Source organism: Massilia litorea (genome assembly GCF_015101885.1).
Taxonomy (GTDB): Bacteria; Pseudomonadota; Gammaproteobacteria; order Burkholderiales; family Burkholderiaceae_D; genus Telluria; species Telluria litorea.
In genome coordinates, this window is sequence record NZ_CP062941.1 from 4358001 (window position 1) to 4377110 (window position 19110).

The following is a 19110-nucleotide window of genomic DNA, read 5'->3' on the forward strand; positions in this document are numbered from 1 at the left end:
TTTGACCCTAAAAGCTTGATTATATTCAAGAACGGGTGCTTGCATCCAAAAAATCGACAAGCGTCAATACGGCTGTGCAACGGTCCGGAAAGCGGGCCGAAAAACCTCAGAAATACAGCTCGCGCACGTAGATCACGGGACTGCGATGGCTGCCGAAGTTGACGCGGCCGGTCGTGCTCGGCAGCCAGGTCCAGCCGCCGAATTCGACGCTGGCGCTGCCGCCGCGCGCCCTGCCGTTGGCCAGCTTGCCGGGCGCGCGCAGCCACAGCACGCCCGCGCCCTTTGCCAGCTTCACGAGCTGTGGGGCCGAGGCACCGATCACGTCCGCGCAAGGCTTGCCCCCGGCGAAATCGGCCGAGCACGAAACGATCTTCGTATTGCCGTTGCCGGCATCGGCTCCGAGCGGATCGGCCAGGCCTGGATTGACCAGCCAGCCGGCCGCAGCGCCTGCCCAGTATTCCGCGCGCAGGCCAAGCGGCGTGCGCAGCACGTCGGTGCCGAGCGCGTTCGGGACCTTCAGGCGGCCGTTCAGCACCAGGATGGCGCCCTCGTCCGACACTTCTCCGTTGCGCAGCGAGCTGATGACGACGGTTCCGCTCACATTGGCATCGCTGGCGACTGCGCGCACGAACACGTTCGTCGGATTGCTGGCGCCGGTGCCACGCGGCTGGGCATTGTCGTAAGCGGCAGCCAGGCGGTAGACCACCGCGTCATGGACGCCGCTCGGCTTGTCGACGATCGTCTGGGCGGCGCCGGCCGGCGGGACGAAGTCGACCGCCAGCAGCGCTTCGCCGGCGCCGCCGGCCGCATGCAGGGTGACCGGGCGGAACCAGGCGCCCGTGAAGTTCTGCAGGCGCTCGTTCCTTGCGTTGTAGGCCTCCACCGTGACCTGGAACGGCTGGCGCGAATACACGGCGCCCCTGGCGAGGCGCGGGCAGGCGTAGGCGGCGGGCAGGCTGGCCGGGCAATCGAAGGGACCGGCGACGACGGTCTTGAAATAGGACGGATAGAAGCGCCCCACCGCCACCGCTTCGCCCGGCGTCGCCACGCCGAGATAGAGACCGCTCTTGCCGGCATCGCTCGGCACCTCCGGGTCGACTAGGCCAACCGTGAAATTGATCGCACCGACTTCGCTCCACGAGGCCGTGGTTGTCAGGATGCCCTTGAGCCAGCTGCGCGTGCCGCCCTCGACCAGTTCGCCCTGGCTGACGAGGGCGACGCCGTCGATCTCCGAGCGTCCGAGGGCGATGCCGGGCCGCGTCTTCTCGTTGCCGAAATTCGGCGCATAGTCCTTTCCGCCCTCCAGCTGCGCGCCGATCTCGAGCGTCAGCGGCGCGCCGGCGGCGGCGAAGCCGGTGCCGGCGGCCGTGGTCGTGCCGGGGTTGGCGTCGGCGCCATTCCGGATGCTTTTGTAGCCGATCTTCAGGGGCGCGCTAACGAACTCGCCGGTAAAGGCCAGCTTGCCGTTTTCGTTCAGGATCAACCTGACCTGGCCGACGTCCTTGTAGACCAGGGTCTTCTCGACCGACACCACGTTCCTCAGGAAGGGCACGTCGACCGCGCCCGACCACGCCGGCGGCTGGCCGCCGGCGGCGCAGGCGGGAAGGTCCGCGCCGGCATAGGTCGACGGTACCGTACCGGCGACCGGATTGACGCATTCGAGCGCGAACCGCAGCGACGCCTTCGTATCGGCCGTCGCGCTGATCGCGGCCGGCACGCCGTTCGACAGGGCCGTGATCCAGATCGTCGTCGGGCGCCCGCCGACCGTCGACGCACTGTAGGCATTGCACTGGCCGGCGCTACCGATGGCGACGCCCGCATTGCACTTGCTGTCGGTGAAGGCAAAGGCCGCCGCTCCGGCCGACGCGGCGCCGGACGACCCGTCGGCATTGAGCGCCATACCGGTATCGGACGCGCTGTTATTACCGGCGTTGTCGTCGTTCGTGCCCTTGACGCTCGCGCTGACGGTCTTCTCGCCGCTGCCTTGCACGAGGGCCTTGACGGTGAGCGCCGGTGCGCTGGTGCCCGGCACGATCTTGCCGGTATAGGTACAGGTGCCGGTTGTGCCGCTCGCGCTGCAGCTCCAGTTGGTGCCGCTGCCGGAGACATAGCTCATGCCCGCTGGCAGGGTGCTGCTCACGGTGATCGGACCGGCCTCGGTATACGGCCCGTTGTTGGTGACGGTCACCGTGTATTCGGCATTCGAGCCGACCCGCAGCGTGCCTGGGCGCGTGATCGCAATCGACAGGTCGGCCACCGCCATGGTCGGTACCAGCAGCACCTCGGCGTTCAGCAGGACCAGGTCCTGACCGGTCCTGTATTTGGTCGTGACGGTCGCGTCGTAGCCGGACCACAGGACGACCGTGGTGTCGTAGGCGTCGAAGTCGATCCCGTAGGAGGCACTGTCGTTGTTGATGTTGCTCTTCGAGTTGAACTGGTTGCCTTCCGGGTTGTACGCGTCGGTCATCTCGTTCCCCTCGAACAGCAGGCGTTCGCCGTCGGCGGCCAGCGTCGAATCACCTTCCCAGGAGATGTGGCCGACACGCGCCTTTTCCTCGACCGGGACTGCGGTACGGTTCCAGCGGAAGTTGTTCGCTTCGACGACCACTTCGCCGTTCTGCACGTAGGTGAAGCCTTCGTAGAGGTTCAGCACGCGCTCGGGCTGGTTCGGATGCGCGTACACGACCAGCAGCGAAAAGCCGCCGAGCACGCCCTGCGCGCTGCACCAGGGGTCGCCGTTCGAGACCGTCAGGCCCGAAAAACTATAGGTGCCGCTGCCCTTGGCCTGGACGATCGCCGTCACGTCGGCCGCCCCGCCGAAGTAGTTGTAGTTGCCGACGGTGGCGGAGCTGTACTTGCGCTCGGCCGCTACGTTCTTGCCCTCGAAGGTAATGGCGTTGTCGCTGGGGCCGGAGCCCGCCCAGTACAGCTGGGCCGAGAGGACCGTCGCGCCGGAGGGGACACTCAGGCTGGCCTGGCGGATCGTGTCGGGTGTGTAGACCGAGCAGGACTTGTTGTTGCCTTTGCCGTTGCTGTTGGCCTGGGCGCGAATCGTCACCTGGGTGCCTGCAAAGTTGACCCGGCCATCGAACGATTTCCAGAGCGTGATCGGCGTGTCGGCACGGGCCACGCCGGCGGCCGCCAGCAGCAGCATGATGGCCAGCAAGCGCAGCAGCTTCATATCTGCACCTCGATATCGCGCCGCACGTAGTCGGGATTGTTCCAGTTGTCCGGGCAGGCGCCGTTCTTCGCCGGCGCGCAGGCCGTCACGCGAATGACCCAGCGGTCGAGTTTCGGCTCGCCGTCCGGCACGGCCGGCCCCTCGATCATCCTGCAATTGACGGTGACCGTGAAGCCGCCCAGCACCTCGCCTGCCAGCGCGACCGGATAAGTCGCGCCGTCGGCACAGGCGTTGTCGCGCAGCCGATGGTACAAGCCCCACTCGATGCCGGCGCGTGCCGCCTGGCCGGCACGCACACCCTGTTCGTCGAGCGCGATCGCCTGCTGCTGGCTGGTGAAGATGGTGACCAGGGCGACGCCGAGGCCGGCCAGTACCACCAGCAGGAAGATCGCGGTGACGAGGCCGACGCCCCTGCTCCTGCGCCGGCCGCGGATGATGGAAATGGATGGATGGATCATGGCGTGTTGTCGACGTGGACCTGGTGAACGAGACGCACCGCGCCGTTGCCGGCTTCGCCGGCGCCGCGCGTGTGCAGGCTCAGCGCGAGCAGCACCAGGGCGCTGCGGCGCAGTTCGACGTCGGCCGCGCCATAGCTGAACAGGTTGGCGCAGTTCGCCACGCGGCGCGCCAGCACGCCGGAGCTGGCCCCTGCCATCGGATCGGTGATCTCGGCACGGATCGCATAACCGGCGTAACGGGTCAGCACCAGGGTGCCGTTCCTGTTTTCGCAGGCGAAGGTGACCGGGGTGGCGACGACCTGGAAGCGGCGCCCCGGCGAGGGCATCGGGTCGTCGCGCGCAAAGGGGTTGTCACGCAACTTGAGCAGGGTCGCGCCGGCCTCGGCCCGTTCGCTGACCCGGGCGATATTGCGGCTGGCGCCGTTGAAGCCATAGGCGTCGCTCGGCGCCATGCCGGGGCCGAGGTTGTACACGACCACATACTCGTCCTGTTCGACGGCGGCCTGGAGGCCGCCCACGACGGTGAACTCGGTCTTCGCGGCATCGACGAAGTCGAGCACGGGCTTGTCCGGCACCGCATCCTCGACGGCGAGATAGCGCCCGCCTGTCTTGGTGAGCATGAATTCGATGGCGCTGCCGTCGTCGTTCACGCGCACGCTGTTGGGCAGCGCCAACCGGATCTCGCGCGCCATGCGGCGCAGCGCCAGGTCCGCCTCGTCGCTCGCCTCGGCGCGCGCGACGCTGTCGGCATACCCCTGGATCGGGGCGCGGATGAAGACCGCGACGATGGCGCCGAGGATGCCGATGATGACGATCACGACGATCGCCTCGACCAGGGTAAAGCCGCGCGCGCGGCGCTGGCGCAAGGCGGGACTCATTCGGACCTCGGGATCGGCGCGTAGCGCGCGCGGTAGCCGTCGAGCACTACCGGGACATCGCCGGCGAAGCTGACCGTCACGCGGATGCGCAGCGCGTCGCTGTCGGCGCCGGCCCCGGCGGGGATGTCGCCGAGCGCAGCGGGGATGACGGCGACCGTGGCGCTGTAGCCGGTCACGTCCATGCGCCGCCCGAGGGCATCGGCCAGCGCGCCGGTTCCATCGTTGAACGAGGCCACCGCCGCGCCGGCCGGGGCGCCGTAGTCGTTGACGTTGTCGAAGGGCCGCAGCGCGGAAGTGCCGGGTTCAATGCCGAAGTCTTCCTTCAGCACGCAGTCGGCGGTCTTCTGGGCCGTGTCGGCATTGCTGGAAGTGGGGTCGCAATAGGTAAACCCGGCCTGCCGCACTTCTTCCAGCAGCGCCTCGGCGATCATCAGGGCCTGCTTGCGGCGCAGCGGGTCGGCGCTGTTGGCGGTGGTCATGCGCATGACCTGCAGGATGCCGGCCAGCGCGATCGAGACGATCACCATGAACATGATCAGTTCGACCATGGTGACACCGCGCTGGCGCGCCGCGTTGATCGACATGACCCCGTTAGTCGACATAACCCGTCTCCGCGTCGATGCCGATCGTTTTCGTGATGCCGTCGCCCTTGATTTCCAGGCGTCCGCCGAAGCCGACGCTCATGCTTGCCCGTCCCAGTCCGTCGAACCTGACGCTTCCAGGCGCTGCCGCCGCATTACCCGGCAAGCCCATCGTGACGCCGGCCGGACGGCCTTCGCACATCCAGGTGCTTGAGCCACAGGCGGCGCGCGTCGACGTTGAGCCGCTGTTGGTGCCGCCGGGCGCGCGCAGGCGTGCATCGTCGCTCGCGCAGGCCGCATCGGCATCGAGGCAGACGGCGACGCGTTCGAGGGACATGTGGACGTAGACGGACCGGTTCTGGGCGAGCGCCACCTTCTGCGCATAACGCAGGGTCGATTTCACCTGTTCGGTCCAGGCGACGGTATCGAAAGTGGAGCGTTCGAAGAAACGGCCGGCGGCGATGGTGCCGAGGATGCCGATGAGGACGATGACGACGATCAGTTCCACCATGGTGAAGCCATGGTGGAACCGGGTGCCGCGGCTGGACGCAGGACGCAAGGGTCGGGAATGCGGGCCAGCCACGGGCGGTGGGGGATTACTCGCAGTCGGCGACGGCGGTCGGGCTGGTCGGGCTGCCGACGGTGATGGTCGGCGCCGTGTTGGCGGCGGTCGGCGCGGTGAACAGGACGAAGCACTTCTTGGCCGTCTTGGTGTCGACGACGCTGTTCGGGACGACGGCGAACTGATTGGCAACCACAGTCGGCTGCGTGGTGCCGCTGCCGGTGATGTACACCTTGTAATCGGCGGTCGACAGGCCGGCGGCCGCGGCCAGGGCTTCAGCCGAGGCCTGGTCGGTGACGGCTGGATAGCCCGAGGTGGTGTTCATCGACACCGCGACGCCTTCGACGGTCATGGTGGCGTTCGGCGCGACCAGGTATTTACCGTGGGTCATGGCCGCGGTGGCGTTCAAGGCACCCTTGGCTGCGTTCAGGCTGGCCAGGCGGGCTTCGCCGCTCAGGCTGGCGAACTTCGGCAGCGCGGTCGCGGCCAGGATGCCGAGGATGACGATCACGACGATCAGTTCGATCAGGGTAAAACCGCCTTGCGCTGCTTTGATGCTCTTGTTCATTACTTTTTCTCCGAGAAATGTAGGCGCGGAAGGGACCCCGCAATATTGTTTGAAGCAACCGCCTGATAGCCGGCCTGCTCGCTGGGCTGCTGATCGATTTCATTGAGAACCAGGCCAGCGCTGCCCTTTTCCTGTCGCGCTGCATTGACCGGACCGGACACGCGAACCAATTTTACCTTGAAGATCAGAACTTTTTGTATCCCAGAAGAAAAAGATTTCTGCGCAGCAGGCAGGTAAACCAGGGTCTGGGCACTGCGGTCGAAATACCAGTTTCCGCGCGGCAGCGCGTCGTTTTGGGGCGAATAGTATTCGCCGAGGTAGTTCTCGGGGCGTTTCTGTAGCCAGGACACCGGATTTTGATGTGCAAGTGCCAATAAACCGGCTTCGCCCCTTGTCGAAATGACTTGGGCCGAGCGCACCGCGAGGGCCGTACGCAGCGAACTGATGAGTTGTTTTGCCGCGACGCGCTCGCTCTCGCCCTGAACGCTGATGATGCTATTCAGCAACACTCCGGCCAGCAGGGCGGCCAGGATGGTGGCCAGGGCCAGTTCCAGCCGGGTCGCCCCGCCCTCCCTGCGAGCGCATGGCGTCTTCATCGATGCAGGGCCGCCTTGCCCAGGTCCCAGATCGGCAGGAAGATACCGAGCGCCATCACCAGCACCATCACGCCGAGGAAGGTGATCAGGATCGGCTCGATCTGGGCCGACAGGGTTTTCAATTCGTAGTCGACTTCGCGCTCGTACATCAGCGCGATCTCGTCCATCAGGTCGTCGAGCGAACCGGTCTCCTCGCCCACCGCGATCATCTGCAGCACGATCGGGGTGAACACATTCGCCGCGGTCGAGGTGCGCAGGATGCTCTCGCCGCGTTCTACGCCGTCGCGCATCTGCTCGATGCGGGCCGCCAGGTAGGCGTTGTCGGCGGTCTGGGCGACCACGGTCAGGGCCTGCACCACCGGCACGCCGCTGCGCATCGAGAGCGCGAAGCTGCGCGCGAAACGCGCCATGGTCGCCTTCAGCAGGATCTTGCCGGCGATCGGAAAGCCCAGTTTGCGCTTGTCCCAGCTGTAGCGGCCGGCCGGCGTGCCGAGCCAGGAGCGGAAGGCGACGAAGCCCCCCACCGTGGCGCCGGCCAGCAGCGGCCAGTAGTCGAGCGTGAAACGCGAGGTCGCCATCAGGATGCGCGTCATCAGCGGCAAGGTCGCGTGGAAGGTCTCGAACACCTTGGCGAACTGCGGGATCACGAACATGTTGACGATGACCAAGGCCAGCACCATCGCGATCATCACGAAGCTCGGGTAGCGCAGCGCGGCCTTCACGCGGTCGCGCATGTCGCGGTCGAATTCGAGGTGGTCGAACAGGCGCAGGAACACCTCTTCCAGGCGGCCCGTCATCTCGCCCACGCGCACCATCGACAGGTAGAAACTGCTGAAGCATTCGGGGTGGCGCCGCATCGCGCTTGATAATTCGCGGCCCGAGTCGAGCGACTCGCGCAAGTCCTTGATCACGCGCGCGAAGGCGGGGCTGGTGCTCGAGTCCTGCAGGCCGCCCAGGCCGCGCATGATCGGTACGCCCGACTTGAGCAGGGTATGCATCTGGCGGCTGAACAGCTGCACGTCCATCGACGTGACCTTCTTTTCTTTCAGGCGGCGCCAGGTTTCCCCCAGCCCGCCGCCGGTGCTGGTCCTGCGGGTCGCCACGATCTCGACGGGCGTGACGCCGGTGCCGAACAGCTGGTCGGCAATTGCGCCGCTGTCGGCGCCTTCCAGCACGCCCTGCATCAGTTCGCCGCGCGCGTTGCGGCCCTTGTAGGCGAAGAAGGGCATCTCAATCGTCCATCTGGTTACTGATGCGCATCGCTTCGCCGACCGTCGTGCGCCCCTGCACGGCCAGCGCCACGCCATGGCGGCGCAGCGTCTCGCCGCCCATTTCCTCGTGCGCGACCTTCAGGAAGTGGGCCGGATCGGGGTGGTTCGCTGCATCGGTGACGGCGCGGGTCATCTCCAGTAATTCGTACACGCCGGTACGGCCGCGGAAGCCGGTGCCGTTGCAGTGCGAGCAGCCTTTGCCGTGGAAGAACCTGGCCTGCTCGACGAAGGTGCCGAGCTCGGCGCGCAGCCAGGTCTGCTCCGGCGGGGTCGGCTGGTAAGTGGTCGAGCAGCTTTCGCAGATCACGCGCACCAGGCGCTGGGCCAGCACGGCCTGCAGCGAGCCGCCGACCATGTAGCGCGGCACGCCCATGTCCATCAGGCGCAGCGGCGTGCTTGCGGCATCGTTCGTGTGCAGGGTCGAGAGCACCAGGTGGCCGGTCATGGCGGCACGCAGGCCGATCTGCGCCGTTTCCTGGTCGCGCATCTCGCCGACCAGCACGATGTCCGGGTCCTGGCGCAGCGCCGAACGCAGCACGCGCGCAAAGGACAACTCGATCTTGTCGTTCACCTGCACCTGGTTGATGCCCTGCAGCCGGTATTCGACCGGGTCCTCGACCGTGATCAGCTTTTTTTCCACGGAGTTGAGTTCGGCCAGCGCGCTGTACAGGGTGGTGGTCTTGCCGCTGCCGGTGGGACCGGTGACCAGCACCAGGCCGTTCGGGCGCTGCACGATGGCGCGGAAGCGCTCCAGCATCTTGCGCGGCATGCCGATCGATTCCAGGCGCAGCGTATTGCCGGCCTGGTTCAGGAGACGCATCACGACCGATTCGCCGAACTGGGTCGGCATGGTCGAGATACGCACGTCGATACGCTGGTTCTTGACTTTCATGGCGAAGCGGCCGTCCTGCGGCAGGCGCTTTTCCGAGATGTCGAGGTCGGCCATCAATTTGAGGCGCAGGGCGAGCGGCGTGGCGATCTTGATGTCAGCCTCGGTCTGCAGATGCAGCACGCCGTCGATGCGAAAGCGGATCTGCAGGCGTCCTTCCTGCGGCTCGATGTGGATGTCCGAGGCGCGCACCTGGGTGGCGTCGTCGAACACCGATTGCAGCAGTTTCACGACCGGCGCTTCTTCCAGCCCCGGATTGGCGGTCATGGCGCCGAAGTCGACGAAGGCGTCGCCGATGTCGGCCTCGACCTCTTTCGCGAAGTCGGTGATCTCGCCGGTGCGGCGGTAGATGCGGTCGATCGTGTGCAGCACCTCGGTCTCGTTGACCACGGCCAGCTCGACGTTCCGGCGAAGCAGGCGCGCGATCTCGTCGTACGCGAACAGGTCGGTCGGATCGGACACGCCGACCAGCAGGCCGCCCTGGCGCTCCTCCAGGACGACGGCGCGGAAACGGCGCGCGGCCGTTTCCGGCAGCAGGCGCACCAGGGCGTCGCTGATGTTGTAGAACTTGAGGTTGATGTAGGGGATATTCAGCTGGCGCGCCAGCGCGCCCGAGATCTGTTCTTCGGTAACGAACCCGTTCTCGACGAACACGCGTCCAAGCTTGCGCCCGGTGCGTTTCTGGTCTGCGAGCGCCTGGGTCAGCTGCTCCTCGGACAGCAGCTTTTGCTGCACCAGGATTTCGCCGAGCCGGACTTTTTCTGGCCTTGCCATGCTACCCCTTCGATTGCCTACAAAATGGGAAATCATTTTAAGGCAGAACGGAGCAATATTTACCGTTGGAATTTGTTTTGTGGTTGAAAGGCAGCGCTCGGCAGCGGAGGCCGTGTAATATGAATAAGATTCGAAACGCGAGAATTGCCGAGGAGAACATGAACGACCAACCCAGCGCGCGCCGCCGCGTCTTCCTGATGCGCCACGGCAGCGTCACCTACTTCGACGCCGCCGGCCGCCCCGTCCTGCCCGAACAAGTCCCGCTGAACGAGCTCGGGCGCGCCCAGGCCGATGCCGCCGGCGCCGCCTTTGCCGCCGCCGGCATCAGCTTCGACCGCGTCATCGTCTCGGGCCTGCCCCGCACCGTCGAGACGGCGGCGCGGGTACTCGCCGTCACAAAACAGGACATCGAACCCGAAACCTGGCCCGAACTCCACGAAATCCGCGGCGGCCGCCTCTCCACCATCCCGCAGGACGAACTCAAGCGCGCCTTTACCGGCGTCTTCGAGGGCATGGTCGAGCAAGAGCAGCGCTTCCTCGGCGGCGAATCGGTGGGCGAGATGATGGACCGGGTCCACCCGGCGCTGGACCGCCTGCGCGCCGATCCCGGCTGGGACACGGTGCTGCTGGTCCTGCACGGCGGCGTCAATTGCGCGATCCTGTCGCTCGCCCTCACCGGCCAGCGCCTGTTCCTTGGCAACCTGGCCCAGGAAGCGGGCTGCATCAACGCCCTCGACGTCGGCGCGGATCCGCTGGACTGGGTGGTACGCTTCGTGAACCACGTGCCGCCCTCGCCGCTGCTGCCCGACGCCCGTAGCACGACGATGGAACAGCTGTACAGCCAATACAAACGCGCCTGACATTGTCAGCAAAATAAATAGTACGGTCGTTCGCTTCATCAGCTAAAATCGATTGCCAATGAGTTTTGAAAACAACACAGGAGGAGACGCCAGTGTACGAAGAAATGATGGGGACCAAGCCGGTCTCTGAGCGCCAGAAATTCGATGTCGAGGCGCTGGCCGGCTGGCTGCGGGCGAACGTGCCGGACTTCCCGGCCGGCCCCTTGGAAGTTGAACAATTCAAGGGCGGGCAATCGAACCCGACCTTCAAACTGCGCGCGGGAGACAAACAGTACGTCCTGCGCACCAAGCCGGGCCCGGCGGCGAAACTGCTGCCTTCGGCCCACGCCATCGACCGCGAATTTCGCGTCATGAACGCGCTGCACGGGGCCGGTTTCCCGGTGCCGCGCCAGATCGCCCTCTGCACCGACGAATCCGTCATCGGCCGCGCATTCTTCCTGATGGACTTCGTCGAAGGCCGCGTGCTGTGGGAACAGTCGCTGCCCGGCATGACGCCGGACGAACGGGGCGCCATCTACGACGAGCTCAACCGCGTGATCGCGCAGCTGCACACGGTCGACTACGCCGCCATCGGCCTCGCCGATTACGGCAAGCCCGGCAATTATTTCGCGCGCCAGATCGAGCGCTGGACCAGACAGTACCAGGCCTCCGCGACCGAACAGATCGAAGCGATGGACCGCCTGATCGAATGGCTCCCCCAAAACATCCCGCCCGGCGAAGACACCTCCATCGTGCACGGCGACTTTAGGCTGGATAACATCATCTTCCATGCGACCGAGCCGCGCGTCCTGGCCGTGCTCGACTGGGAACTGTCGACGCTCGGCCACCCGCTCGCCGATTTCTCCTACCACTGCATGAGCTGGTATATCGAGCCCGGCAAATTCCGCGGCATCGGCGGCCTCGATCTCGCCAGCCTCGGCATCCCGGACCTGGAAACCTATGTCGCGCGCTATTCCGAGCGCACCGGCAAGACGATCCGGCTCGAGGATTTCAATTTTTATCTTGCCTATAACATGTTCCGGCTGGCCGGCATCATGCAGGGCATCATGAAACGCTATGTCGACGGCACCGCCTCGAGCGCGCAGGCGCTGGAAAACGGCAAGGCCGCCCGCCCGATGGCCGAGATGGCCTGGCAATTCGCGAACCCTCAGTTGTAACTCCTAGGAGAAATTCAATGGATTTCGATTATTCCGACCGTTGCAAGGAACTGCGCAACCGCCTGCTCGCCTTCATGGACGAGCATATCTACCCGAACGAAAAAGCCTATAAACAGGAAATCGACGCCAACGGCGTGGCCGGCAACCGCTGGGTGCCGACCGAGATCATCGAGCGCCTCAAACCGCTGGCACGCGAACAGGGCCTGTGGAACCTGTTCCTGCCGAAGTCCAGGCGGGCGCCGGAAGGCCTGTCGAACCTCGATTACGCGCCGCTCTGCGAAATCATGGGCCGGGTCGGCTGGGCGCCCGAAGTGTTCAATTGCGGCGCGCCCGATACCGGCAACATGGAAACGCTGGAACGCTACGCCTCCGAAGAGCACAAGACCCAATGGCTCGAGCCCCTGCTGCGCGGCGAGATCCGTTCCGCCTTCGCCATGACCGAACCCGACGTCGCCTCCTCGGACGCGACCAACATCGCGACCCGCATCGAGCGCGATGGCGATGAATACGTCATCAACGGCCATAAATGGTGGATCTCGGGCGCCGGCGATCCGCGCTGCCAGATTTATATTGTCATGGGCAAGACCGATCCGACTGCCGCGCGCCACCAGCAGCAGTCGATGATCCTGGTGCCGGCCAACACGCCCGGCATCACCGTCAAGCGGCCGCTGCCCGTGTTCGGCTACGACGACGCCCCGCACGGCCACTGCGAAATCCTGTTCGAGAACGTCCGTGTGCCGGCCGCCAACATGCTGCTCGGCGAAGGCCGCGGCTTCGAGATCGCCCAGGGCCGCCTCGGGCCGGGCCGCATCCACCACTGCATGCGCGCCATCGGCGTGGCCGAGCGGGCCCTCGAACTGATGTGCAAGCGCCTCGATTCGCGTGTCGCCTTCGGCAAGAAGATTTCCGAACAGGGCGTCTGGCGCGAGCGCATCGCCGAGTCGCGCATCCGTATCGACACCGCGCGCCTGCTCACTCTCAAAGCCGCCTGGATGATGGACACGGTCGGCAACAAGGTGGCGGCGGCCGAGATCGCGATGATCAAGGTGCTGGCGCCGAACGTGGCCCAGCAGGTGCTGGACTGGGCGATCCAGGCGCACGGAGCCGGCGGCGTGTCGGACGACTTCCCGCTCGCTTACCAGTGGGCGGGCAACCGCACGCTGCGCCTGGCCGACGGTCCGGACGAGGTACACCGCAACGCGATCGCCAAGGTCGAGCTTGCCAAATACCTATGATTTGTTGCTGAGCATCTACAGATAAGGGGAAGGCGGCGGCGCGTGCTACCACCTTCCCCCTGTCTTCGATACCATGGCCGCTGGCGGCGCAATCGCACTGCCCCGACCTGGACACGATTTGCCACTGTTTCGCCGCACTTCCCTGCCTTCGATCCGCTCGAAGCTGTTCACCCTCGTCCTCGCCAGCGTGCTGCCGCTCCTGTTCGCGTATGTCGCTTTCGTGCGCGACGCCGGCCAGCGCGAGGCCGGGCACGTGGCGCGCGACGCCGCCACCGTCACCCGCGCGCTGGCGGCGGCGCTCGACCGCGAGCTCGAGAGCGCCGAAACGGCAGGCCGGGTCGCGGCCGCCTGGCCGACCCTGGCCCCGGGCACGCTTGCGCAGTTCCACGCCGAGTCGCGCCAGCTGCTGCTGCGTCCGGAATTCCCGGCATCGAACTTCACCCTGAGCGGTGCCGACGGCCGGCCCCTGCTCGACACCCATTGGGCCTTCGGCGCCGCCTTGCCGGCCACGCCGAACCAGGAATCGGTCGATGCCGTGCTGCGCCGCGGCGACGCCCGGATTTCCAGCCTCTACTCCCCTGGACCGGGCCAGGGCTTCGTGTTCTCGGCCGACGTCCCGGTCTGGCGCGACGGCAAGGTTGCGTATGTGCTCTCGACCCAGGTGCGCCCCAGGCGCGTGGCCGACCTGCTCGGCGCCCAGCAATTGCCGCCGGGCTGGGTGGCCGAGGTGTTCGATGCGCGCGGCCTGGTGGTGGCCCGCAATATCGACAGCGCCAGCTATGTCGGCACCCCGATGAACGGCGTGCTGGCTTCCAACGCGGCGGCCAGTCCCGAAGGCCTGGCGCACCTGCCCGAGGACTACGACGGCATGCGCCAGCATGCGGCCTGGATGCGCTCGAACAGCCATGGCTGGATCGTGGCGGTCACCTATCCGGACGACGCCGCGCGCGAACTGCTGGGCCATGCCTTGCCGGCCACCGTCGCCGCATCGAGCGCCCTGCTCGGCCTCGGCCTGCTGCTGGCCTGGATCATCGGCGGTACCATCGCACGCTCGGTGCAGGGCCTGGTCGAACCGGCCGCCGCCTTGGGGCGCGGCGAACCGCTTGGCCTGGCCCCGCCGGAAATCCGCGAGACGGCGACCGTGGCCGACGCGCTGCGCGAGGTGGAACGCGAACTGCTGCGCTACCGCAGCGACCTGGAAGCGCGTGTCGCCGACCGCACCGCCGAACTCGAACGCCTGAACGTCCGCCTGGAGACGGTGTATGCCACGGCGCCGGTCGGCCTGTGTTTTGTCGATCGCAACCTGCGCTTCGTGATGATCAACGACTGCCTGGCGGCGATCAATGCCGTGCCGGCGATCGGCCACCTCGGGCGCACCCTGCCGGAGCTGCTGGGCGAAGTGGGCGTCGCCTTCGAGGCGCCCTACCGCCGCGTGCTGGAAACCGGGCGCGCCCTGCGCGACCTCGAGGTGGCCGGCGAGGTGCCGGCCGAGCCGGGCGTGACGCGCTACTGGCTCTCCAGCTATTACCCGGTGTTCGGCCCTGAACACGAACTGGTGGGCATCAACGCGGTCGTGATCGACATCACCGAGCGCAAGATGCTCGAGCGCCAGAACCGCGACAACGAAGCGATGTTCCGGGTCCTGTTCGAAGGCTCGGGCGACGCCCAGGCGCTGCTGGCCTATAACGCCAACTTCGTCAGCGCGAACGCGGCCGCGGCCACGCTGTTCGGCTACAGCGTCGAGGAGTTGGTGATGCTGTCGCCAGTCACCGTATCTCCCGAATTCCAGCCGAACGGACGCCGCTCCGAGGACATGGCCGCGGAGCTGATGCGGCGCGCACTGGACGAAGGCGGCGTCCAGTTCGAATGGGTGCACCAGCGCCGCGACGGCAGCAACTTCCACGCCGATATCCGCCTCACCAGCGTCGACATCGGCGGCCGCGGCATGATGCAGGTGACGATCCGCGACATCAGCGAACGGGTCGCGGCCGATGCCGCCCTGCGCGCCAGCGGCGCCCAGCTGCGCCAGCGCGAGCGCTTCATCCGCACCGTCACCGACAACCTGCCGGCCCTGGTCAGCTACTGGGATGCCGACGAACGGCTGCGCTTTGCCAACCGGCCGGCCCTGGCCTGGTTCGGCGTCGTCGACGACGCCGACGCGATCGGGCGCTATGCGGCCGAACTGGTCCCGGCCGACATCCGCGCGCAACTGCTGGTCTACATACGCGGCGTCCTGGCGGGCACGCCGCAGAATTTCGAGACCGGCCTGTGCAGCCGGGACGGCACGCCGACCCACATCTGGGGCAGCTACCTGCCCGACATCGACAAGGCGGGACGGGTGCGCGGCTTCTACGCGCTGCATGCCGACGTCTCCGAGCTGAAACTGACCGAAGGCCGCCTGGTCGAGGCCCTGCGCGAAGCCGAACAGGCCAGCCGCGCCAAGAGCGAATTCCTCGGCAACATGAGCCATGAAATCCGCACCCCGATGAACGCCATCATGGGCCTGGCGCGCCTGCTCGAGGAAGCCCCGCTGGGCCGGCGCGAGCGCGCCCACGTCGCCCACATCAGGCGCGCCTCGGCGTCCCTGCTCGGCATCCTCAGCGACCTGCTCGACTATGCCAGGTCCGATGCCGGCCAGCTGGAGCTGGAACACGTGCCGCTGCAGCTCGACGCCACGCTGCAGGGGGTCGCCGTGCTGAGCGTACCGAACGCCCGGGCCAGGGGGATCGAAACCGTGTTCGCGGTGGGGCCCGGCGTGCCGCGGGTGCTGCGCGGCGATCCGACCCGGCTCGAACAGGTGCTGCTGAACCTGGTGGGCAATGCGGTCAAGTTCACCGAACGCGGCGAGATCGTCCTGTCGGTCGAGGTGGCCGCGCGCAGCCCGGGACGGGTGCGCCTGCGCTTTGCCGTGCGCGACACCGGGATCGGCATCGCGCAGGAAGACCAGGCGCGCCTGTTCGAACCCTTCTCGCAGGGCGACAGCGCGACCGGCCGCAAGTACGGCGGCGTCGGCCTCGGACTGTCGATCGCGCGCCGGCTGGTGGCGCTGATGGGTGGCAGCCTGGTCGTGGAGAGCAGCCCGGGACTGGGTTCGACCTTCCACTTCGAAGCCGGGTTCGGCGAACCCGAAGCGCCGGCCGCAGCAAGCCCGGCGCCCCTCGCGCCGCTGCGCGTGCTGGTCGCGGACGAGAATGCCAGCGCGGCCGCGGCGCTCGGCAGCGACCTGCGTGGCCGCGGCTGGGAAGTGGAATGCGCAGCGAGCGCTCCCGCAGCGCTGGCGAAGCTGGGCGGCGCACCGTTTGACCTGGCCTTCCTCGATGCCGGCCTGCCGGGCCTGGCCGGCGCCGCCGGGCTGCCGCCGACGGTGCTGCTGGTGGCCGATGCCGACGCCGCGGCGCCGGTGCTGCCGGCCGCGCCGCGCCTTGCCCTGCTGGCCAAACCCTTCACCCGCAGCGCACTCGATGCCGTCTTCGTGGAACTGGAAGGCGCCGCCGCACCCGGCAGCCCGCCGCGCACGCCGCTGGCTGCGTGCCTGGCCGGCCTGCGCGTGCTGGTGGTGGAGGACAACGCCATCAACCAGGAAGTGGCGACCTATGTGCTGACCCACGCCGGCGCGCTGGTGGCGGTGGCCGCCAACGGCCGCGTCGCGCTCGGCATGCTGAACGCGCCGGACGCGGCCTATGACGCCGTCCTGATGGACTTGCAGATGCCGGTGATGAACGGCTATGAGACGACCGAAGCGATCCGGGGGATGGGCCTGCATGCGCTGCCGGTGATCGCGATGAGCGCGAATACCCTGGACGAAGACCGCCGGCGCGCCTTCGAGGCCGGCATGGACGACCACCTGTCCAAGCCGGTCGACGTCGACGAGCTGGTGGCGACGCTGGCGCGCCTGACCGGACGCGCGACCGCGCCGGCGGCCCTGGCGGCGTCCGGCGCCCCCCTGCCGAAGCTGCCCGGCATCGACCTGAAGGCCGCGCTGCCGCGTTTCGGCGGCGGCGTCGAGGCCTTCGCCGCCGTCTTCGCCCGCTTCGCGGCCGGCGCCGGCGCCAGCGTCGAGCAGTTGCATGCGCACATCGACGCGGCCGAGCATCTGGAGGCGCTGGTGCTCGCGCACCGCCTGCGCGGCGTGTCCGCGAACCTGGGCGCGGTCGATCTCGCCGCCCACGCGCTTGCGCTGGAAGCGGCCCTGCGCGCGGGCGACGACGCGGGGGCCGCGCGCCAGCTGGCCCTGCTCGACGCCGCCCTGGCGCCGCTCCAGGCCGCCGCGCGCGACCTGGCGCCCGCGGCGCCGGCAGGGTCCGCTCCGCAGGCCGATCCGCGCGCGTTGGCACAGCTGCTGGAATTGCTACAGAATAACAATATGAAGGCGCTGGCGGTGCATGCCGCGCTGGCGGACCGCCTCGCTGCGCTGTTGGGCAGCGCGCACGCGCTGGCGCTGGCCGAGGCGGTCGGCACGCTGCGCTTCGAACACGCGGCATCGCTGCTGGAGGCTATACTGGATCAAAAGGGAGACGCATGAGCTGGAGCGAGTTGGCCCTGAACGGGCGCATCCTGGTCGTCGACGACGCCATGGAAAATATCCAGATCCTGCACGCGGCATTGCAGGACGAGCACGAGGTGCTGTTTGCCCTCGACGGCAGCAAGGCGCTCGCGCTCGCCGCCAGCCAGCGCCCGGACCTGATCCTGCTGGACGCCGTCATGCCCGGCGTGGACGGCTACGCGGTGCTGCAGGCCCTGCGCGCCGCGCCCGAGACCGGCGACACCCCGGTCATTTTCGTCACTGCCCTGTCTTCCCCGGAAGACGAAACGCGCGCACTCGACGCCGGCGCGGCCGACTTCATCAGCAAAACGGTGAACGCCGCCGTGGTGCGCGCCCGCGTGCGCACGCAACTCACCGTGAAGCGCCAGGCCGACGCGCTACGGGCGCTGACCCTGACCGACAGCCTGACCGGCGTCGCCAACCGCCGCGCCTTCAGCGAACGGATCGACGCCGAATGGCGCCGCTGCGGGCGCGGCGGGCTGCCGCTGTCGCTGATCCTGGCCGACATCGACCACTTCAAGCTCTTCAACGACCATTACGGCCACCAGGCCGGCGACGCCTGCCTGGAGCAGGTCGCGCGCGCCATGTGCCGCGCCGCGAATCGCGCCCAGGACCTGGTGGCGCGCTACGGCGGCGAAGAATTCGCAATCCTGCTGCCCGAGACGGATGCAGCAGGCGCCGAATGCGTGGCCCGGCGCGTACTGGACGAACTGGCCGCGCTGGCGATCGCGCACGCGGTCTCGCCGACCGCCCCGCTGCTCACCGCCAGCATGGGCATTGCCACCCTGGTGCCGGACCGCGCGCAGGCCAGCGCCTCGCTGATCCGGGCGGCCGACGCGCTGCTGTACCAGGCCAAGGCGGCTGGGCGCAACCGGTATTGCGCGGCGCCCGGGCTTACTGGATCTTGAACACGCCTGCGTCGATCAGTTCGGCATTCGAACGGCGCATGGCAGCGGCATAGCGTGCATTATGAAAGGCGAGCTCGAACCGGGCGATGTGCTTGTCGCCGATCCAGGCCTCGGTGAGCTCGACGGGCTGGTAATAGGTGCCGCCTGCCCGCTTCGGCTTGCGGGTCGTATAGTAGCCCGCCGTCAGCAAGGCGGACAGGATCAGCGCGCTGTAAAACAGGCTGCCGGCGACGAAACCCGGCAACAGGGCGTGCGACATCACCAGGCCCAGGAATGCGCACGAGGTGACCAGGCAATACACGATGCCTTTGGCGAGCCAGCCATGGCGCGCCCGTTTTGCCGAGCCTTTGCACCCGGCGCAATACGGGAACGATTCGGTCAGCGTCAGCTCGGTGCCGAACACGAAGAAGAAGCGCACCTGTTTCATTGGCGTGTCGACAAATTCGAGCTGCCCGTGCCCGCCGCAATTGCAGCAGCAATCCGGCGGGGTCGTCAGCGCCAGCCTGGCCGACGTATAGCTTCCGACAAACATGAGGTTCTCCCTTGACTGTTATTAGTGGTCACACCCTCCGAAGTCTACGGCAGAAGTTTATTTATAGCAACATTATGCTGTGATTCGCCAAAAGAATCACTGCGTCCGAAATCGCAT

15 protein-coding genes are annotated in these 19110 nt (G+C 67.2%); 5 read left to right on the forward strand and 10 right to left on the reverse strand.

The window, feature by feature from the left end; translation table 11 throughout:
• Positions 1-106 precede the first annotated feature (106 nt).
• From LPB04_RS19585 to LPB04_RS19625, 9 genes are read right to left on the reverse strand one after another with little or no spacing between them, the layout of a single operon-like run.
• Positions 107-3181 carry a DUF6701 domain-containing protein gene (locus tag LPB04_RS19585; RefSeq protein ID WP_193686146.1) on the reverse strand — a complete coding sequence of 1025 codons (3075 nt, stop codon included), beginning with the start codon at positions 3179-3181 and terminating at the stop codon, positions 107-109.
• Complete coding sequence (locus tag LPB04_RS19590) at positions 3178-3639, reverse strand: agglutinin biogenesis protein MshP (protein ID WP_193686147.1); 462 nt, start codon at positions 3637-3639, stop codon at positions 3178-3180. Before LPB04_RS19590 ends, LPB04_RS19585 begins: the two co-directional genes overlap by 4 nt.
• The gene (locus tag LPB04_RS19595; RefSeq protein WP_193686148.1) at positions 3636-4517 is read right to left on the reverse strand and encodes a PulJ/GspJ family protein; all 882 of its coding nucleotides are present in this window, start codon (positions 4515-4517) and stop codon (positions 3636-3638) included. Before LPB04_RS19595 ends, LPB04_RS19590 begins: the two co-directional genes overlap by 4 nt.
• The gene (locus tag LPB04_RS19600; RefSeq protein ID WP_227496492.1) at positions 4514-5119 is read right to left on the reverse strand and encodes a prepilin-type N-terminal cleavage/methylation domain-containing protein; all 606 of its coding nucleotides are present in this window, start codon (positions 5117-5119) and stop codon (positions 4514-4516) included. Before LPB04_RS19600 ends, LPB04_RS19595 begins: the two co-directional genes overlap by 4 nt.
• Complete coding sequence (locus LPB04_RS19605) at positions 5109-5681, reverse strand: pilus assembly FimT family protein (RefSeq protein ID WP_407943868.1); 573 nt, start codon at positions 5679-5681, stop codon at positions 5109-5111. The genes LPB04_RS19600 and LPB04_RS19605 overlap by 11 nt, the downstream gene beginning before the upstream one ends.
• Before the next feature lie 13 nt (positions 5682-5694).
• Positions 5695-6228, reverse strand: a complete 534-nt coding sequence (locus tag LPB04_RS24385; RefSeq protein ID WP_193686150.1) for a type II secretion system protein — start codon at positions 6226-6228, stop codon at positions 5695-5697.
• The gene (locus tag LPB04_RS19615; RefSeq protein ID WP_193686151.1) at positions 6228-6824 is read right to left on the reverse strand and encodes a hypothetical protein; all 597 of its coding nucleotides are present in this window, start codon (positions 6822-6824) and stop codon (positions 6228-6230) included. The genes LPB04_RS24385 and LPB04_RS19615 overlap by 1 nt, the downstream gene beginning before the upstream one ends.
• Positions 6821-8053 carry a type II secretion system F family protein gene (locus LPB04_RS19620; RefSeq protein WP_193686152.1) on the reverse strand — a complete coding sequence of 411 codons (1233 nt, stop codon included), beginning with the start codon at positions 8051-8053 and terminating at the stop codon, positions 6821-6823. Before LPB04_RS19620 ends, LPB04_RS19615 begins: the two co-directional genes overlap by 4 nt.
• Position 8054: 1 nt before the next feature.
• Complete coding sequence (locus LPB04_RS19625; protein WP_193686153.1) at positions 8055-9758, reverse strand: GspE/PulE family protein; 1704 nt, start codon at positions 9756-9758, stop codon at positions 8055-8057.
• 158 nt (positions 9759-9916) lie between these two features.
• On the opposite strand from LPB04_RS19625, the gene LPB04_RS19630 reads away from it, so the two are divergent.
• The 5 genes from LPB04_RS19630 (at position 9917) to LPB04_RS19650 (ending at position 18461) form a co-directional block, all read left to right on the forward strand.
• On the forward strand, positions 9917-10618 hold the full coding sequence (locus tag LPB04_RS19630; RefSeq protein ID WP_193686154.1) for a histidine phosphatase family protein: 702 nt from the start codon (positions 9917-9919) through the stop codon (positions 10616-10618).
• A 107-nt stretch (positions 10619-10725) separates the two neighbouring features.
• A complete protein-coding gene (locus LPB04_RS19635) occupies positions 10726-11775 on the forward strand; it encodes a phosphotransferase (RefSeq protein WP_193689104.1) in 1050 nt (349 codons plus the stop codon).
• 17 nt (positions 11776-11792) lie between these two features.
• The gene (locus tag LPB04_RS19640; RefSeq protein WP_193686155.1) at positions 11793-13010 is read left to right on the forward strand and encodes an acyl-CoA dehydrogenase family protein; all 1218 of its coding nucleotides are present in this window, start codon (positions 11793-11795) and stop codon (positions 13008-13010) included.
• A 118-nt stretch (positions 13011-13128) separates the two neighbouring features.
• Complete coding sequence (locus LPB04_RS19645; protein ID WP_227496493.1) at positions 13129-17532, forward strand: PAS domain-containing protein; 4404 nt, start codon at positions 13129-13131, stop codon at positions 17530-17532.
• Positions 17529-18461 carry a diguanylate cyclase gene (locus LPB04_RS19650; protein WP_193686157.1) on the forward strand — a complete coding sequence of 311 codons (933 nt, stop codon included), beginning with the start codon at positions 17529-17531 and terminating at the stop codon, positions 18459-18461. Before LPB04_RS19645 ends, LPB04_RS19650 begins: the two co-directional genes overlap by 4 nt.
• Here the strand turns inward: LPB04_RS19650 and LPB04_RS19655 are convergent.
• The gene (locus LPB04_RS19655; protein ID WP_193686158.1) at positions 18448-18993 is read right to left on the reverse strand and encodes a hypothetical protein; all 546 of its coding nucleotides are present in this window, start codon (positions 18991-18993) and stop codon (positions 18448-18450) included. The genes LPB04_RS19650 and LPB04_RS19655 overlap by 14 nt on opposite strands.
• Between the last annotated feature and the right edge of the window lie 117 nt (positions 18994-19110).

Bases quoted from the DNA above. Each gene is read 5' to 3' on its own strand.
- LPB04_RS19650 (WP_193686157.1), top strand. From the start codon at position 17,529: ATGAGCTGGAGCGAGTTGGCCCTGAACGGGCGCATCCTGGTCGTCGAC.
- LPB04_RS24385 (WP_193686150.1), bottom strand. From the start codon at position 6,228: ATGAACAAGAGCATCAAAGCAGCGCAAGGCGGTTTTACCCTGATCGAA.
- LPB04_RS19600 (WP_227496492.1), bottom strand. From the start codon at position 5,119: ATGTCGACTAACGGGGTCATGTCGATCAACGCGGCGCGCCAGCGCGGT.
- LPB04_RS19625 (WP_193686153.1), bottom strand. From the start codon at position 9,758: ATGGCAAGGCCAGAAAAAGTCCGGCTCGGCGAAATCCTGGTGCAGCAA.
- LPB04_RS19620 (WP_193686152.1), bottom strand. From the start codon at position 8,053: ATGCCCTTCTTCGCCTACAAGGGCCGCAACGCGCGCGGCGAACTGATG.
- LPB04_RS19615 (WP_193686151.1), bottom strand. From the start codon at position 6,824: ATGAAGACGCCATGCGCTCGCAGGGAGGGCGGGGCGACCCGGCTGGAA.
- LPB04_RS19595 (WP_193686148.1), bottom strand. From the start codon at position 4,517: ATGAGTCCCGCCTTGCGCCAGCGCCGCGCGCGCGGCTTTACCCTGGTC.
- LPB04_RS19655 (WP_193686158.1), bottom strand. From the start codon at position 18,993: ATGTTTGTCGGAAGCTATACGTCGGCCAGGCTGGCGCTGACGACCCCG.
- LPB04_RS19630 (WP_193686154.1), top strand. From the start codon at position 9,917: ATGAACGACCAACCCAGCGCGCGCCGCCGCGTCTTCCTGATGCGCCAC.
- LPB04_RS19640 (WP_193686155.1), top strand. From the start codon at position 11,793: ATGGATTTCGATTATTCCGACCGTTGCAAGGAACTGCGCAACCGCCTG.
- LPB04_RS19635 (WP_193689104.1), top strand. From the start codon at position 10,726: ATGGGGACCAAGCCGGTCTCTGAGCGCCAGAAATTCGATGTCGAGGCG.
- LPB04_RS19590 (WP_193686147.1), bottom strand. From the start codon at position 3,639: ATGATCCATCCATCCATTTCCATCATCCGCGGCCGGCGCAGGAGCAGG.
- LPB04_RS19585 (WP_193686146.1), bottom strand. From the start codon at position 3,181: ATGAAGCTGCTGCGCTTGCTGGCCATCATGCTGCTGCTGGCGGCCGCC.